The 14,574-nt window shown below is 70.4% G+C and carries 13 protein-coding genes; 7 read left to right on the top strand and 6 right to left on the bottom strand.

Going from position 1 to position 14,574, the window contains the following annotated elements; all coding sequences use genetic code 11:
- Positions 1-42: 42 nt before the first annotated feature.
- The 3 genes from AWU67_RS11175 to AWU67_RS11165 all read left to right on the top strand — a co-directional run bounded on the left by AWU67_RS11175 (position 43) and on the right by AWU67_RS11165 (position 3,329).
- Positions 43-1,530 (top strand): NAD-dependent succinate-semialdehyde dehydrogenase, encoded by a 1,488-nt coding sequence (locus AWU67_RS11175; RefSeq protein ID WP_067228935.1) that lies wholly within the window; start codon positions 43-45, stop codon positions 1,528-1,530.
- A 112-nt stretch (positions 1,531-1,642) separates the two neighbouring features.
- Positions 1,643-2,437 carry a TrmH family RNA methyltransferase gene (locus AWU67_RS11170; protein WP_067228932.1) on the top strand — a complete coding sequence of 265 codons (795 nt, stop codon included), beginning with the start codon at positions 1,643-1,645 and terminating at the stop codon, positions 2,435-2,437.
- Positions 2,438-2,561: 124 nt separating this feature from the next.
- A complete protein-coding gene (locus AWU67_RS11165; protein ID WP_067228929.1) occupies positions 2,562-3,329 on the top strand; it encodes an SDR family NAD(P)-dependent oxidoreductase in 768 nt (255 codons plus the stop codon).
- A gap of 9 nt (positions 3,330-3,338) precedes the next feature.
- Here the strand turns inward: AWU67_RS11165 and AWU67_RS11160 are convergent, their stop codons facing one another.
- The 4 genes from AWU67_RS11160 to AWU67_RS11145 form a co-directional block, all read right to left on the bottom strand.
- Positions 3,339-3,779: a nitroreductase family deazaflavin-dependent oxidoreductase gene (locus tag AWU67_RS11160; protein WP_067228927.1), complete on the bottom strand. Its 441-nt coding sequence runs from the start codon at positions 3,777-3,779 to the stop codon at positions 3,339-3,341.
- Between the two features lie 29 nt (positions 3,780-3,808).
- Positions 3,809-4,786 (bottom strand): permease prefix domain 1-containing protein, encoded by a 978-nt coding sequence (locus AWU67_RS11155; protein ID WP_067228924.1) that lies wholly within the window; start codon positions 4,784-4,786, stop codon positions 3,809-3,811.
- A 2-nt stretch (positions 4,787-4,788) separates the two neighbouring features.
- Complete coding sequence (locus tag AWU67_RS11150; protein WP_199922404.1) at positions 4,789-5,118, bottom strand: PadR family transcriptional regulator; 330 nt, start codon at positions 5,116-5,118, stop codon at positions 4,789-4,791.
- 74 nt (positions 5,119-5,192) lie between these two features.
- On the bottom strand, positions 5,193-6,653 hold the full coding sequence (locus tag AWU67_RS11145) for a helix-turn-helix domain-containing protein (RefSeq protein WP_067228917.1): 1,461 nt from the start codon (positions 6,651-6,653) through the stop codon (positions 5,193-5,195).
- 203 nt (positions 6,654-6,856) lie between these two features.
- Between AWU67_RS11145 and AWU67_RS11140 the strand changes: the two genes are divergently transcribed.
- Positions 6,857-8,707 (top strand): phosphoenolpyruvate carboxykinase (GTP), encoded by a 1,851-nt coding sequence (locus AWU67_RS11140; RefSeq protein ID WP_067228914.1) that lies wholly within the window; start codon positions 6,857-6,859, stop codon positions 8,705-8,707.
- Positions 8,708-8,976: 269 nt separating this feature from the next.
- Here AWU67_RS11140 and galK read toward each other — a convergent pair whose 3' ends face one another.
- Together galK and galT are read right to left on the bottom strand one after the other, a co-directional pair.
- Complete coding sequence (gene galK, locus AWU67_RS11135) at positions 8,977-10,137, bottom strand: galactokinase (RefSeq protein ID WP_067228911.1); 1,161 nt, start codon at positions 10,135-10,137, stop codon at positions 8,977-8,979.
- A complete protein-coding gene (gene galT / locus AWU67_RS11130; RefSeq protein WP_067228908.1) occupies positions 10,134-11,387 on the bottom strand; it encodes a galactose-1-phosphate uridylyltransferase in 1,254 nt (417 codons plus the stop codon). The genes galK and galT overlap by 4 nt, the downstream gene beginning before the upstream one ends.
- Before the next feature lie 87 nt (positions 11,388-11,474).
- Here galT and AWU67_RS11125 point away from each other — a divergent pair, with 87 nt between their 5' ends.
- From AWU67_RS11125 to AWU67_RS11115, 3 genes are read left to right on the top strand one after another with little or no spacing between them, the layout of a single operon-like run.
- Positions 11,475-12,293, top strand: a complete 819-nt coding sequence (locus AWU67_RS11125) for a DeoR/GlpR family DNA-binding transcription regulator (RefSeq protein ID WP_067228905.1) — start codon at positions 11,475-11,477, stop codon at positions 12,291-12,293.
- 10 nt (positions 12,294-12,303) lie between these two features.
- Positions 12,304-13,275, top strand: coding sequence for an aldose 1-epimerase family protein (locus AWU67_RS11120; protein WP_067228902.1), 972 nt, complete (start codon positions 12,304-12,306; stop codon positions 13,273-13,275).
- Positions 13,275-14,555, top strand: coding sequence for a DUF445 domain-containing protein (locus AWU67_RS11115; RefSeq protein ID WP_067228898.1), 1,281 nt, complete (start codon positions 13,275-13,277; stop codon positions 14,553-14,555). The genes AWU67_RS11120 and AWU67_RS11115 overlap by 1 nt, the downstream gene beginning before the upstream one ends.
- Positions 14,556-14,574: the final 19 nt, after the last annotated feature.

Genomic DNA, 14,574 nt, shown 5'->3' with positions numbered 1-14,574 from the left:
AAATTACCCTCAAAGAGACACCAACGGCGAAGGAGCCACCGAATGAGTGAGAACACCACAGTCGAGCGCACGGCCCGCGAGAGCGCGCTGCTGGAGAGCGTTCCGAACCAGCTGTTTATCGCGGGGAAGTGGGTCGACTCGACCTCGGGGCGCGCGATCCACGTGCAGGACCCTGCCACCGGTGCCGTCATCAAGACGATCGCCGACGCCGCGGTGGAAGACGGCGCGGCCGCGCTCGACGCCGCCGTCGCCGCGCAAGACTCCTGGGCCGCCACCGCTCCCCGGGTGCGTGGCGAGATCCTGCGCCGCGCCTTCGACCTGCTGCAGGAGCGCAAGAACGACTTCGCCCTGCTGATGACCCTGGAGATGGGCAAGCCGCTGGCTGAGGCGCTAGGCGAGGTTGCGTATGGGGGCGAGTTCTTGCGCTGGTTCAGCGAGGAAGCCGTGCGCATTAGCGGCCGCTATGGCTCCAACCCAGAGGGCACGGGCACGATGGTCGTCACCCAGCGCCCCGTCGGCCCCTGCTTCCTGATCACCCCGTGGAACTTCCCGCTGGCCATGGCCACCCGCAAGATCGCCCCTGCACTCGCCGCCGGCTGCACGGTCGTGGTCAAGCCCGCCGCCCTCACGCCCTTGACGACGCTGTTCTTCGTGCGGCTGCTCGAAGACGCTGGACTGCCCGCCGGCGTGGTCAACGTGATCACCACCTCCACCTCCGGCGCGGTGTCCGACCCGATCATCGCCGACCCCCGGCTGCGCAAGCTGAGCTTCACCGGCTCGACCCCGGTCGGCCAGGCGCTGATCCGCCAGTCGGCCGAGGGCGTGCTGCGCACCTCGATGGAGCTCGGCGGCAACGCCCCGTTCGTCGTGTTCGAGGACGCAGACCTGGACAAGGCCGTCGACGGCGCCATCATCGCGAAGTTCCGCAACATCGGCCAGGCCTGCACCGCGGCCAACCGCTTCATCGTGCACGAGTCCATCGCGGAGGAGTTCGCCCGCCGGGTGACCGAGCGGGTCAACGTCTTCCCCATCGGCCGCGGCACAGAGGACGGCGTCGTGATCGGCCCGCTGATCAACGACAAGGCGGTGGCGAAGGCCGACGAGCTCGTGCAGGACGCGCTCGGCCGCGGCGCGACGCTGCTCACCGGCGGCAACGCGATCGCGGGGGAGGGCTCGTTCTACCAGCCGACCGTGATCAGCGGTGTGCGGCCGGGCAGCGACATCCTGCGCGAGGAGATCTTCGGACCGGTGCTGGCGATCACGCCGTTCACCGACGAGGACGACGCCGTGCGCATCGCCAACGACACCGAGTACGGGCTGGTCAGCTACGTGTTCACACAGGACCTGGCCCGCGGCCACCGCATGATCGACCGCCTCCAGACGGGAATGATGGGGCTGAACGTCGGCGTCGTCTCCAACGCCGCCGCCCCGTTCGGCGGGGTCAAGCAGTCCGGCCTCGGCCGCGAGGGCGGCCTGGAGGGCATCCAGGAGTACCTCTCGACGAAGTACACCCTCATCCCCAACTCCTGACCCGTGGCGCGCAGCGGCCGGCAGCCCACCGGGCGGCCGGCCGCACTGCGTTGCGCGGTGCCCGCACGAGGCATGCCCGCGGCGCCCGCGGGCAGCGCCGTAGGGTAGACGGGTGCCTGTCACCCTGATCACAGACCTCAGCGACCCGCGGTTGCACGACTACTCGCACCAGACGGATGTCGCGCTGAAGAAGGCGCGATCCGCCGAACACGGGATATACATCGCCGAATCGGCCCTCGTGCTCGAGCGCGCGCTGCGCGCCGGCCACACGGCCCGATCCGTGCTGGCGCTCGGCGGCACCTCCTCAGAGGCCGAGGCCCTCGTCGGCGGCGACGTGCCGATCTTCTCCGGTGACGGGGCGCTCCTGGCCGAGCTGACCGGCTACGTGCTGCACCGCGGGTTGATCGCCGCGATGAACCGGCCAGCCCTGCCAGACCCCGCACAGCTGCTCGCCGACGCGCGCCGCATCGTCATCGTCGAGAACGTCGCCGACCCCACCAACCTCGGCGCCATTTTCCGCTCCGCCGGCGCGATCGGGGCCGACGCCGTGCTGGTCACCCCGAACTGCACCGACCCGTTCTACCGCCGCGCCATCCGGGTGTCGATGGGCACCGTGCTGCAGGTGCCGTGGACCCGCACCGGCGACTGGCCGAGCACCCGCGCGCTGCTGGACGCGCACGGCTTCCACGTGGCCGCGCTGGCGCTCACGCCGGACGCCGTCAGCCTGCGCGACTTCGACGGCGCCCAGCACGATCGGCTGGCCCTCGTGCTGGGCGCGGAGGGTAGCGGGCTGACCGAGGCGGCTCTTGCGGCATCCGACACCGTCGTGCAGATCCCGATGAAGCACGGCATCGACTCGTTGAATGTGGCCGCCGCCAGCGCCGTCGCCATGTGGGCGCTCGGGTAGACCCGCAGATCCCGCGTCGGCGGCGGCGGGCGGCGTAGGCTGAGCGCACGAGCAGCATGGGCGCCGCGATCGCTGGCCGGGGTGATGGAGTGTCCAACGCGGCGATCATCGAAGGGCTGTAGAAATGCTGATTCATGGAGCAGCGGCGCTCGTCACGGGCGGCGCATCGGGACTCGGGCTGGCCACGGCCACCGCATTGCACGACGCGGGGGCAGCCGTCGTGCTCTTCGACCTGCCCGGGGCGCCGGGGGACCAGATCGTTGAGGCGCTCGGAGGGCGGGCGCGCTTCGTCGCCGGCGATGTCACGAACGCCGCCGATGTGCAGGCCGCGGTCGACGCCGCCAACGGTCTCGGGCCGCTGCGGATCGTCGTGAACTGCGCCGGCATTGTGTCTGGCGCCCGCACGGTCGGGCGAGACGGCCCGCAGCCGCTGGAGGATTTTGAGCGCGTCATCCGGGTCAACCTCACCGGAACGTTCAACGTGATCCGGCTGGCCGCTGCCGCCATGCAGGCGAACGAGCCGGCCGGGGAGACGCCGGAGCGCGGCGTCATTGTGAACACGGCCTCGGTGGCCGCCTTCGACGGCCAGATCGGGCAGGCCGCCTACTCGGCGTCCAAGGGCGCCGTCGCGGCGATGACGCTGCCGTTGGCCCGGGAGTTCGCGCAGACGCTGATCCGCGTGATGACGATCGCCCCCGGCACCTTCGACACCCCGATGCTGCGCCAGCTCTCCGACGAGCTGCGGGCATCGCTCGGCGCCCAGGTGCCGCATCCCGCGCGCCTCGGCGACCCCGCTGAATACGCGGCGCTGGTGTGCCACATCGTCGAGAACCCGATGCTGAACGGTGAGGTGATCCGGTTGGACGGCGCGATCCGGATGCAGCCGCGCTGACGCCCGGGCTTAAGCCTGGAGGGGCTCCAAGACGAAGATCGGGATGACCCGGTCGGTCTTCAGCTGGTAGTTGGCGTAGTCGGGCCAGGCCTCGACCGCGCGCGCCCACCACTCGTCACGCTCAGCGCCGACCAGCTCGCGGGCACGGTAGTCGCGCCGCACCTCGCCGTCCTGCAGCTCGACAAGCGGCTCGGCGACCATGTTGAAGTACCAGGCGGGGTGCTCGGGGGCGCCGCCCTTGGAAGCGACCACGGCGTAGCGCCCATCGTGCTCGACCCGCATCAACGCGGTCTTGCGCAGGGCGCCGGTCTTGGCCCCCTTGGTGGTCAGCACGATGATCGGCTTGCTGCGCATCAGGCCGGCGTCGCTGCCGCCCGTGCGCTCGTACTCTTCGGCTTGCTTGCGCGCCCACTCTGAGGTGCTCGGCGCGTACTCTCCCTGTAATGGCATGTCCGGTGCAACGCGGGCGGGGGCCCGGCCTATTCCCGGGCCCGCCACGCCTTGATGAAGCCGTCGATGACGTCCCACAGGGCGATCACCACGACGGTGATCGCAATGGTCGGGTAGAGCGCGCCCGCGACGTCTGCCGCGGTGGAGTGATCGAGCGGGATCGCCTCGCGGAACTGCGGGTTGATCAGCTGCCCCGACAGCAGCAGCCAGAGCGCTGGCACGGCGAATGCGAGGTTGAGCGCGAGGTTGGTGATGGCGAGCGTCGGTGTCCACCGGCCGCGCAGGTAGAGCCAGAATGCGAAGCCCATCTCCAGCAGGATCACGCCGAGGAAGTACGGCAGCCAGCCCGACCACAGCGCGGGGGAGAACAGCGGGATGGGGGCGCCGGCGGCATCCGTGAAGAAGGAGTTGAACTGCTGCCAGATGATCCAGCCGCCGAACAGCGCGAGGAACGCGACGCTCGAGATGAGCTCGCTGAGCGAGCGGCGCTCGACGCGGGGCATCTGCGGAAGCATCTCTGGGGTCCACTCGACGATGGGCCCCGCCAGCGAGGCGGTCTTGCGGTCGATGATCGCGAAGACGACCGTCACCCAGAAGCCGACGTACACCGTGGCGGAGATGGCGGTGGACACGGCGCCGCCGATGACGTCGCCGACGCCTCCGCCGTCGATCATGCGCGCGAGCGCCACGCCGGCGGCCGCCACCGGCACGACGATGGCGAGCAACAGCTTGAGCAGGCGCAGCCAGGTGAGGTAGTAGCGCGGTCCGATCAGCTGCAGCGATCGCTCGGTGTAGCGGGCGGCCAGGCGTGCCGGGTCGCCGAGTTCGACGAGGGCGGCGCGCTCGGCATCCGGCTCGCTCAAACCGCTCGCGCGTTGCGCCTCGATGCTGTCGGCGATGAGCTCTTGGAACTCGGGCTCGAGCTCTGCGCGCTGCTTCTCTGGAATGCTGCGTCCGGCCGCGAAGACGTATCGTTCGCTCAGCGTTGCGGTCGAGGGGGTGCTCATGGTCACTCTCCTTCTTTCAGTGCACGCAGGGAGCGGTCGATATCGCCCCATTCGGCGGTGAGCGCCGCGGCAAGCTGCTGGCCCAGCGCGCTGGTCGTGTAGAACTTGCGGGGCCGGGCATCTTCGGTGTTCCAGGCGCTGCTGAGCAGCCCCTGTTTCTCGAGTCGGCGCAGCAGCGGATACAGGGTGCCGGCGTCCACGGCGAAGCCGCGCGCATTCAGCGTCTCGAGCAGCGCGTACCCGTAGTCCGGGGTGGCCAGACGCACGAGGCAGGCCAGCACGACGGTGCCGCGGCGCAGCTCTTGCACGTGTAGAGCCTTGGCCTCATCCATATCCATGTGTCACACGATAGTGTGCGTCACACAGTATGGCAAGAGGGTGGCGCGGAGTCCGGCCGGGCGGGGGATCAGTCCTCGCGCTGGTGGCTCTCCAGGAACTCGTACACCTCGGCGTCGTCGACGCCGGGGAAGGTGCCGGAGGGCAGCGGCGAGAGCACGTGGGCGTGCAGGCGCGCGCTCGGCCAGGCCTGCCCGCTCCAGCGCGAGGCGAGGGCGCTCGGCGCGCGGCGGCAGCACGACTCATCGGGGCAGCGCGACTCGGCCCGGTTCGTCGTCTCGCGGCCGCGGAACCACTTCGCCTGCGCGAACGGCACGCCGACGCTGATCGAGAACTCACCGGTGCGCCCGGAATCCGACTGGGCGTTGCCCGTCTGCGTCGCGCACCAGAAGGTGCCGGCCGGGGTGTCGGTGTACTGGTAGAACTCGGTGGTGCGGTTGGTGTGCGTGAAGGCGCTGCGCGCGCTCCACTGCTTGCAGACGAACTGCCCCTCGATCGAGCCGGTCACATCGGTCGGCAGCGGCAGGGCGTCATTCTCGTAGCCCTTCTGCAGGGCCCCGTCGCCGTTGACGCGCAGGAAGTGCAGGCGCATGTCGAGGTGTTCCGTGGCCAGGTTGGTGAAGCGCAGCGCGGCCGCCTCATGGGTGACGCCGAAGGCATCGCGGAAGTCCTCGATGGCCAGGCGACGCTCCTTCTTGGCCGTCTGCAGGAAGGCGACGGATGCCTCCCGCGGCATGAGGCAGCAGGCCGCGTAGTAGTTGATCTCGAGCCGCTGCCAGAGGAACTCCGCGTAGCTGGCGGGGCGCTCGTGGCCGAGCAGCCGGTGTGCCATCGCCTGCAGCGCCATCGAGCGCAGGCCGTGGCCGCCGGGGATGGACGCCGGCGGCAGGTAGATGCGGCCGTTGGCGAGGTCGGTCACCGAGCGGGTGGAGTGCGGGAGGTCGTTCACATAGAGCAGGTTGAAGCCGAGCTGTTCGGCCATCACGCTCACCTCGCGGTGGGTGAGGGCGCCGGAGACGTGGCCGGAGGCGCGCACCCGCTCCTCGGCGAGGGCCTCGATCTCGGGCATGTAGTTGTTTCGGGCGCGCATGCGCTCACGCAGCTCGGTGTTGGCGCGGCGGGCCTCCTCCGGGGTGGCGATGGCCTCGGATGCCCTGCGCGCCAGCTCCCGGTGCAGGCCGACCATGGCCTCCAGCGTCTCGGCGCTCATGCCCCGGGATGCCTTCACCTGCGGCAGGCCGAGCGCGGCGTACAGCGGGCTCTTCTGGGAACGTGCCAGCTCGATCTCGAGGGCAGCCCTGGCATTCGGGGCCTCGCCGGAGAGCAGCGTGCCGAGATCGATGTCGAGGGCCCCGGCGATGGACTGCAGCGTGCCCACCCTGGCCTCGCGCTTGCCGTTCTCGATCAGTGAGAGCTGGCTGCCGGCCAAGCCGATCCGGTCGCCCAGCTGGTCCAGCGTCAGACCGCGCTGGCCGCGGAAATGGCGAATGCGGTGGCCGAGCGTTTCCAGATCGGAGCTTCGTTCCTTCATGACTTAAGAATACGTAAAGAATTGCGTTTCTTAATCCCCCTTTCGGGGCCCTGCGGTGCAAAAGGGGCGCATTCTTGGATGACAGGGCGAGATTTACCCGGATTCGGATGCCGGCCGGCATCCGGAACCACTGTGTGAACCGCCCGCGTACCTCACCGCAACACCGCGACAGCCGCACAACGACGAGCAGATAAGGCAGCGCAATGACCATCTCAGAGATCTCAGTGGGCACCGGTTCATCGGCACGCCCCGCGAACCGCGGAACGACCGACCCGGCCCTGCAGGCCTGGGTCAAGGAGATCGCCGCGATCACCCAGCCGGCGGAGATCGTCTGGTGCGACGGGTCGATCGCCGAGGCGGACCACCTCACCAAGGTGCTGGTCGCCGAGGGCAAACTGATCCGGCTGAACCCGGAATGGCGCCCCAACAGCTACCTCGCTCGCACCGACCCGAAGGACGTCGCCCGGGTCGAGGACCGCACCTTCATCTGCTCCACCTACGAGGAAGACGCCGGGCCGACGAACAACTGGCGCGACCCCAAGACCATGCGGGCCGAGCTCAACGACGTCTTCACCGGCAGCATGCGCGGCCGCACCATGTACGTGGTGCCGTTCTCGATGGGCCCGCTCGGCGGCCCCATCTCGCAGCTCGGCGTCGAGATCACCGACTCTCCCTACGTCGTGCTGAACATGGGCATCATGACCCGCATGGGCGACCGGGTATACCGGATGATCGAGGATGGTGAGGCCTGGGTGCGCACCGTGCACTCGGTCGGCTACTCGCTTGTCGACGAGGACGGCCAGCCGCGCGAGGACCTCGCCTGGCCGTGCAACGACACCAAGTACATCGTGCAGTTCCCCGACACCCGGGAGGTCTGGTCGTTCGGCTCCGGCTACGGCGGCAATGCCCTGCTGGCCAAGAAGTGCTTCGCGCTGCGCATCGCCTCGGTGATGGCCCGCGACGAGGGCTGGTTGGCCGAGCACATGCTGCTGATCAAGATCACCTCGCCGGAGGGCAAGCCGTACCACGTGGCCGCCGCATTCCCCTCGGCCTGCGGTAAGACCAACCTCGCCATGCTGCGCCCGACGATCCCCGGCTGGAAGGTCGAGACCATCGGCGACGACATCGCTTGGCTGCGGCCGGGCACCGACGGCCGCCTGTGGGCGATCAACCCGGAGGCCGGCTTCTTCGGCGTCGCCCCCGGCACCGGCATCAGTACCAACCAGACCGCGGTCGACACCCTGTGGGGCAACACGATCTTCACGAACGTGGCGCTGCGCGACGACGGCGACGTCTGGTGGGAGGGGCTGACCGACACCCCGCCGAAGCACCTCATCGACTGGGAGGGCAACGACTGGACGCCGGACTCCGGCCGCCCCGCCGCGCACCCGAACTCCCGCTTCACGGTCTCGGCCGCGCAGTGCCCCTCGATCGCCGAGGACTGGGAAGACGTTGACGGCGTGCCGATCGACGCCATCCTGTTCGGTGGACGCCGGGCGACGAACGTGCCGCTCGTTGCGCAGGCGCGCAGCTGGAAGCACGGCGTGTTCATGGGCGCCACGATCTCCTCCGAGAAGACGGCCGCGGCCGAGGGCACCGTCGGCGAACTGCGCCGCGACCCCTTCGCGATGCTCCCGTTCTGCGGCTACAACATGGCCGACTACTGGGCGCACTGGGTGAAGATGGGCCGCACGCTCGGCACGAAGGCACCGCAGATCTTCCAGGTCAACTGGTTCCGCAAGGGAGAGGACGGCAGCTTCCTCTGGCCTGGCTTCGGCGAGAACGCCCGCGTGCTGGAGTGGATCGTCGGCCGTCTCGAGGGCAAGAACGCCGGTGAGAACACAGCCGTCGGCGTCGTTCCTGCCGAGGGCGAGCTCGACCTGGATGGCCTGGATCTGACCCCGGATGCCGTGCGCCACCTGTTCGCGGTGGACAAGAAGTCCTGGCGTGCAGAGTGCGACCTCACCGAGGAGTACTTCGAGCAGTTCAGCGGCCGGGTTCCGGCCGCCCTGCAGGCGGAGCTGGCCAGCCTCCGCTACCACCTGAAGGACTAGGCGCCTGCAGGCCTAGCGTCGTCGTGCGGGCCGTCCCCTGGCCTGCGCGACGCGGCCACCCCTTCCGGTGGCCACCCGGCCTCGGAGCCGTGCGGACCCGGTGAGATCACTGGGCCGTGCCGCTCCGGGGCCTCACACGTGCCCGCGCCGCGCGCCACCCACCCGCCCCGGCTCCCCAAGTCCGTTGAGAGCGGTCAAATGGCCGCTTTTCGACGCGAAAAGCGGCCATTTGACCGCTCTCAACGGACTGCGAAGGGGGGCAGGGCGGGCTAGAGCTCGCGGGTGGCGCCGGCAGCGGCGCGCACCGTGAACAGCGTGGGCGTGCGGTGGCCGGCATCCGCGAAAGCCGCCAGCACGGACGCCGAAACGGCTGTAACCAGTTCGTGTGGAACCAGTGCGATGGCCGCCCCGCCGAAGCCGCCGCCGGTCATCCGGGCGCCGAGCGCCCCCGCCGCGCGGGACGCCTCGACGGCCAGGTCGAGCTCGGCGCAGCTGATCTCGAAGTCGTCGCGCATCGAGGCGTGCGAGGCGTCCAGCAGCGCGCCGATGGCGCGCGGCCCCTGCTCGCGCAGGGTGCGCACCGTGTCGAGCACGCGCTGGTTCTCTGTGACGACGTGGCGCACCCGGCGGAAGGTCTCCTCGTCGAGGATCTGCTCGGCACGGGGCAGGTCGCTCGGGTGCAGATCGCGCAGCGCGGGAACGCCCATCGCGGCCGCCCCGGCCTCGCAGGAGGCGCGGCGGGAGGCGTAGCCGCCGGTGGCGTGCGAGTGGCTGACCCGGGTGTCGATGATGAGCAGCTCGAGGCCCGCGGCGTCGAAGCCGAGCGGGATCACCTCGGCGTCGAGCGTGCGGCAGTCCAGGAAGACCCCCGAATCGGCCTCGCCGAGCAACGACGCCGACTGGTCCATGATGCCGGTGGGGGCCCCAACGGCACGGTTCTCTGCGAGTTGGCCGACCCGGGCGAGGGTACGGCGGGCGTGGTTCAGCTGCCAGACGTCGTTGAGGGCGAGGGCGACGGCGCACTCGATTGCTGCGGAGGAGGAGAGCCCAGCCCCGATCGGCACGTCGGAGTCGATGTAGATGTCGGCGCCGGACAGCTCGGCCAGCGGTGCACCGAACTCGCCGAGCGCCCACGCCACGCCGAGCGGGTAGGCGGACCAGCCGTACAGCGCGTCCGGGGTGAGTTCGTCGAGGCGGATCTCGACGGCCTCCGGGGCGTGCGAGGAGGCGACGCGCAGCACGGAGTCCTCGCGCGGGGCGAGGGCGATCAGTGTGCGGCGGTTGATGGCGAAGGGGAACACGTAGCCGTCGTTGTAGTCGGTGTGCTCGCCGATCAGGTTGACCCGGCCGGGGGCAGACCAGAGTCCGTGCGGCTCGCGGCCGAAGCGGGCGGCGAAGCCGGTGGTCACGGTGCTGCGCAGGTCGGTCATGCGGGGGATCCTTCGGTGGCGGGAGCGGTGGTGTCGATGGCGTGCGGAACAACGGGGGTGGCGGCATCCGCCCGGGCAATGGCGTCGCGGATGGTGGCGGCGGCTGTCTCGGGCGCGACATCGCCAATCCACGCACCCATCGCGGCCTCGGAGCCGGCCAGGTACTTGAGCTTGTCGGCGGCGCGGCGCGGGCTGGTCAGCTGCAGCATGAGCCGGATGTCGTCGCGGCCCGTCTCGACCGGGGCCTGGTGCCAGGCGGCAATGTAGGGCGTCGGTGTCTCGTAGAGCGCGTCGATGCCGCGCAGCAACCGCAGGTAGAGCACGGCGAGCTCGTCGCGCTCGGCCAGGCTGGTCGCGGCGAAATCGGGCACGTGCCGGTGCGGCAGCATGTGCACCTCGACGGGCCAGCGCGCGGCGAACGGCACGAAGACGCTCCAGTGCTCGCCGCGCAGCAGCATGCGCTCGCCGGCCTGTTCGAAGGCGAGGATGTCGGCGAACAGGCCGCCGCCTGCCGTGGCCGGCTCGTAGCGCGCGATCGAGTCGAGCAGTCGCTCGGTGCGCGGGGTCACGTAGGGGTAGGAGTAGATCTGGCCGTGCGGGTGGCCGAGGGTGACGCCGATCGCCTCGCCGCGGTTCTCAAACGGGAACACCTGCCGGATGCCGGGCATCGCCGAGAGAGCGGCGGTGCGGTCGGCCCACGCCTCGATGACGGTGCGGGCGCGCGACACGGACTGGGTGCCGAAGGATCCCTCGTGCTCCGGGCTGAAGCAGACCACCTCGCAGCGGCCGACCGAGGTGCGCGTGCGGCCGAGACCGACGGAGGCCAGGTCGGCCAGCGAGCGCGGGGCATCCATCTCGGGGGCGTCGGAGTCGGCCAGCAACGGGCCGAACGAGGGCGACTTGTTCTCGAACACCGCCACGTCGTAGCGGCTGGGGATCTCGGATGGGTTCCCCGGCGTCTGCGGCGACAGCGGATCCAGGTGTGCGGGTGGCAGCACCACGCGGTTCTGCCGGGCGGCCGCGATCGACACCCACTCGCCCGTGAGCGGGTCTTGCCGCATGGTGGCGTTGGCGGGGCGCGGGGCCAGCTCGCGGAGGTCCGGCGCGCGGTCCGGCGGCAACGCGGAGTCGGCGTCGTCGAAGTAGATCAGCTCGCGGCCGTCGGCGAGGCGGTGGCTCTGGCGGGCGATGCGCGGCTCGCGGGGGTAGGCCTGCGGGGCCGCCGCGGCATCCTGTGTCGTGTCAGTCATGGCAGGGCCAGCGTAGCTGATTTGCGTTTGCGAAAGCAAAGCTCTTTCACATTGAAAAACGGGGTCGACTGGGGGCATGATTGCCTGATGACGATTGACGCCAGTAACGCACTGCCCGGCTGGCAACGCCGCGAGCAGATCGCCGCGATGCTGGGGGAGCGCGGCTTCGTGCGGGTGGCGGAGCTTGCCGAGGCGTTCGGGGTGAGCGGGGTGACGGCGCGCACCGACCTGGACGCCCTGGTCGAGGCGAATCTGGCCGAACGGGTGCACGGCGGCGCCGTGCCGGTCGGGCAGGCGCAGCGCGAGCGCGCCTTCGAGGTGGCGCTCGCCGAGTCGGTTCTGCCCAAGCAGCAGATCGGCGCGCTCGCCGCATCGCTCGTGCGGAGCGGGCAGAGCGTGCTGCTGGATGTCGGCACCACCACGCTGGCCGTCGCCCGGGCGCTGAAGGCCCGGCGCGACCTCGTCGACCTCGTGATCGTGACGAACGGCCTCAGCATCGCGCTCGAGCTGGAGAGCGAGATCCCGCGCTTCACGGTGATCGTCACCGGCGGCGCGTTGCGCCCGCTGCAGCACTCCCTCGTCGACCCGATGGCCGAACTCGTGCTCAGCCAGATCCACGCCGACATCGCATTCATCGGCTGCAACGGCGTCGATGCAGAGCACGGCGTCAGCAACATCAACCTGCCGGAGGCCGCCATCAAGGCGCGCATGGTCGCCTCCGCTGCCCGCGTCGTCGTCGTGGCCGACTCGTCCAAGCTCGGGCGGGTGCACCTCGGCACGGTGGCGCCGCTCGACGCCGTCGACACCCTCGTGACGGATGCCGGGGCCCCGGCCGCGCTCGATGCCAGCCTCAGCAGCGCGCTCGCCGCGGCCAACGTGCATGTGCTCAGCCCCGCAGACTCCTAGGCTTGCATCCATGACCTTCCCCACCGGCGAGCAGTTCGAGCTCGCGCTCCAGACCCCCGGCGGCACGTTGCGCGCCGTCATCACCGAGCTCGGGGCCGGCATCCGCGAACTCAGCATCGACGGCGTCGACCTCGTGCAGGGCTTCGACGCCGAGATTCCGCCTCCCTCGTGCGCCGGAGTCGCTCTGGTGCCGTGGGGCAACCGGATCCGGGACGGCGTCTGGGTCGACGCGGCCGGCACCAGCCACCAGCTGGCCATCACCGAGGTGCCGCTGAACAACGCCATCCACGGGCTGCTGCGCTACACCGCCTACCGGGTGGTCGAGCAGAGTACGGCGGCGGTCACGCTGGCCGCGCAGGTGTTCCCACAGCTCGGCTACCCGTTCCACCTCGACACCACGGTGCGCTACGAACTCACCCCGAACGGGCTGACCGCCACGCACACGGTGCGTAACCTCGCGGCTGGCGATGCCCCCGTCACGATCGCCTCGCACCCGTACCCGATGATCGGCGGGGTGCCGACAGAAGACCTCGTGCTCACGGTCAACGCCGACACCCACATCGACGTCGACGCCCGACTGAATCCCGTCGGCACGACCCCGGTCGATGGCACTCCCTTCGATCTGCGCGAAGGCAGCCCGCTGAGCCGCCGGGTCGGCGAGCTGACGCTCGACGACGCGTGGGGCGACGCGCACCTCGTCGACGGCGAGACCGCGCACACGCTCACCGCACCCGACGGCCGCACGGTGGCCGTCTGGGGCGACGAGAACTACCGCTTCGTGCAGGTCTACGTCAGCCGCAACTTCCCGGCCCGCCGCTCCGCCGACGGCGTCGTGCAGGAGCCCGTCACAGCGATCGCCATCGAGCCGATGACCGGCCCGGCGAACGCCTTCAACACCGGCGCGGGGCTCACGCTCGTTGCGCCCGGCGAGGTCTGGACCTCGCAGTGGGGCATCCGCTTCTCGGGGTTCGTGGGGCTCTGATGGCCTCCCCGTCGGCGATGACCCTCTCGCCGGCGGATGCCGCGCGCGCCCACGCCCTCCGCGGCATGAAACGGTTGGCCACCAGCCTGCTGTTGGTCGCCGCGGTGGTGTTCACCGTGTCGTTCGCGCTGCAGGACCAGTACCCCTGGCTGGGCTATGTGCGCGCGGCCGCCGAGGGAGCCATGGTCGGCGCGATCGCCGACTGGTTCGCGGTGACCGCCCTGTTCAGATACCCGCTGGGCCTCCGCATCCCGCACACGGCGATCATCCCGAACCGCAAGGACGAGATCGGGGCGACGCTCGGCGAGTTCGTTGAGACCAACTTCCTCTCCGACGAGGTCGTGCTCGGCAAGCTGGAAACGTTGGACGTGGCCGGCAAGTTGGGCGGGTGGCTGGCGGAGCCGGCGAACGCGCGTCGCCTCGGCAGCGAGGCGGCCATCGCCGCGCAGGGGCTGCTCACGCTGCTGAGCGACGACGACGTGAATGACCTGCTCGAGCGGCTGGCCCGGCGCCACCTGTTCGAGCCGGAGTGGGCGCCAGCGATCGGCCGGGTCGGCGCCCGGCTCGTGGAGGCCGGCCAGCAGCGGCCGGCGGTTGACGCCTTGCTCGTTGCCGCAGAGGACTGGCTGCTGGCGCACCCCGGGGTGTTCGGCGTCGCCGTCTCCGAACGGCTGCCGCGCTGGCTGCCCGGCTTCGTTGACCGCCTCGTCGACGACCGGGCCTACCGGGAGGCGCTCGGGCTCGTGCGTGCCGTGCGAGCGGAGCCGCGGCATCCGCTGCGCCTCGCCATCGACGACTACCTGAGCGACCTCGCCGCCAGCCTGCAACACGACCCGGCGATGATCGCCAGGGTCGAGGGCTTCAAGGTCGAACTGCTGGACAGCCCGCGGGTGCGCGAGTTCGCCGGCGAGGCCTGGGACTCGCTCAAGAAGAGCCTCGGCGCATCCCTCGCCGACCCGGAGAGCGAGCTGCGTCGCGGGCTGGAGTCGGCCGTGCTGGAACTCGGCACGCGCCTGCTGGCCGACCCGGCGCTCAGCGCGAAGGTCAACAGTTGGGTGGCGGATGCCGCGGCGCACCTGGTGCAGAGCTACCGGCACGACATCGCCGGGGTGATCACCGAGACCGTCGAACGGTGGGATGCCGCAGAGACCACCGAGAAGATCGAGCTCATGGTCGGCCGCGACCTGCAGTTCATCCGCATCAACGGCACCGTGGTGGGCGCGCTCGCCGGGGTCACGATCTACGCGATCGCGACCGCCGTGCACGCCCTCTTCAGCTGAGCCGGGCTTCCGGTTGCCG

It is taken from the genome of Microterricola viridarii (genome assembly GCF_001542775.1).
GTDB classification, from domain to species: domain Bacteria; phylum Actinomycetota; class Actinomycetes; order Actinomycetales; family Microbacteriaceae; genus Microterricola; species Microterricola viridarii_A.
This window is presented reverse-complemented; position numbering and strand designations above follow the sequence as displayed.

Coding starts and splice junctions, on each gene's coding strand:
- AWU67_RS11165 (WP_067228929.1), top strand. CDS start 2,562: ATGCTGATTCATGGAGCAGCGGCGCTCGTCACGGGCGGCGCATCGGGA.
- AWU67_RS11125 (WP_067228905.1), top strand. CDS start 11,475: ATGACGATTGACGCCAGTAACGCACTGCCCGGCTGGCAACGCCGCGAG.
- AWU67_RS11160 (WP_067228927.1), bottom strand. CDS start 3,779: ATGCCATTACAGGGAGAGTACGCGCCGAGCACCTCAGAGTGGGCGCGC.
- AWU67_RS11145 (WP_067228917.1), bottom strand. CDS start 6,653: ATGAAGGAACGAAGCTCCGATCTGGAAACGCTCGGCCACCGCATTCGC.
- AWU67_RS11155 (WP_067228924.1), bottom strand. CDS start 4,786: ATGAGCACCCCCTCGACCGCAACGCTGAGCGAACGATACGTCTTCGCG.
- AWU67_RS11115 (WP_067228898.1), top strand. CDS start 13,275: ATGGCCTCCCCGTCGGCGATGACCCTCTCGCCGGCGGATGCCGCGCGC.
- AWU67_RS11140 (WP_067228914.1), top strand. CDS start 6,857: ATGACCATCTCAGAGATCTCAGTGGGCACCGGTTCATCGGCACGCCCC.
- galK (WP_067228911.1), bottom strand. CDS start 10,137: ATGACCGACCTGCGCAGCACCGTGACCACCGGCTTCGCCGCCCGCTTC.
- AWU67_RS11120 (WP_067228902.1), top strand. CDS start 12,304: ATGACCTTCCCCACCGGCGAGCAGTTCGAGCTCGCGCTCCAGACCCCC.
- galT (WP_067228908.1), bottom strand. CDS start 11,387: ATGACTGACACGACACAGGATGCCGCGGCGGCCCCGCAGGCCTACCCC.
- AWU67_RS11150 (WP_199922404.1), bottom strand. CDS start 5,118: ATGGATGAGGCCAAGGCTCTACACGTGCAAGAGCTGCGCCGCGGCACC.
- AWU67_RS11175 (WP_067228935.1), top strand. CDS start 43: ATGAGTGAGAACACCACAGTCGAGCGCACGGCCCGCGAGAGCGCGCTG.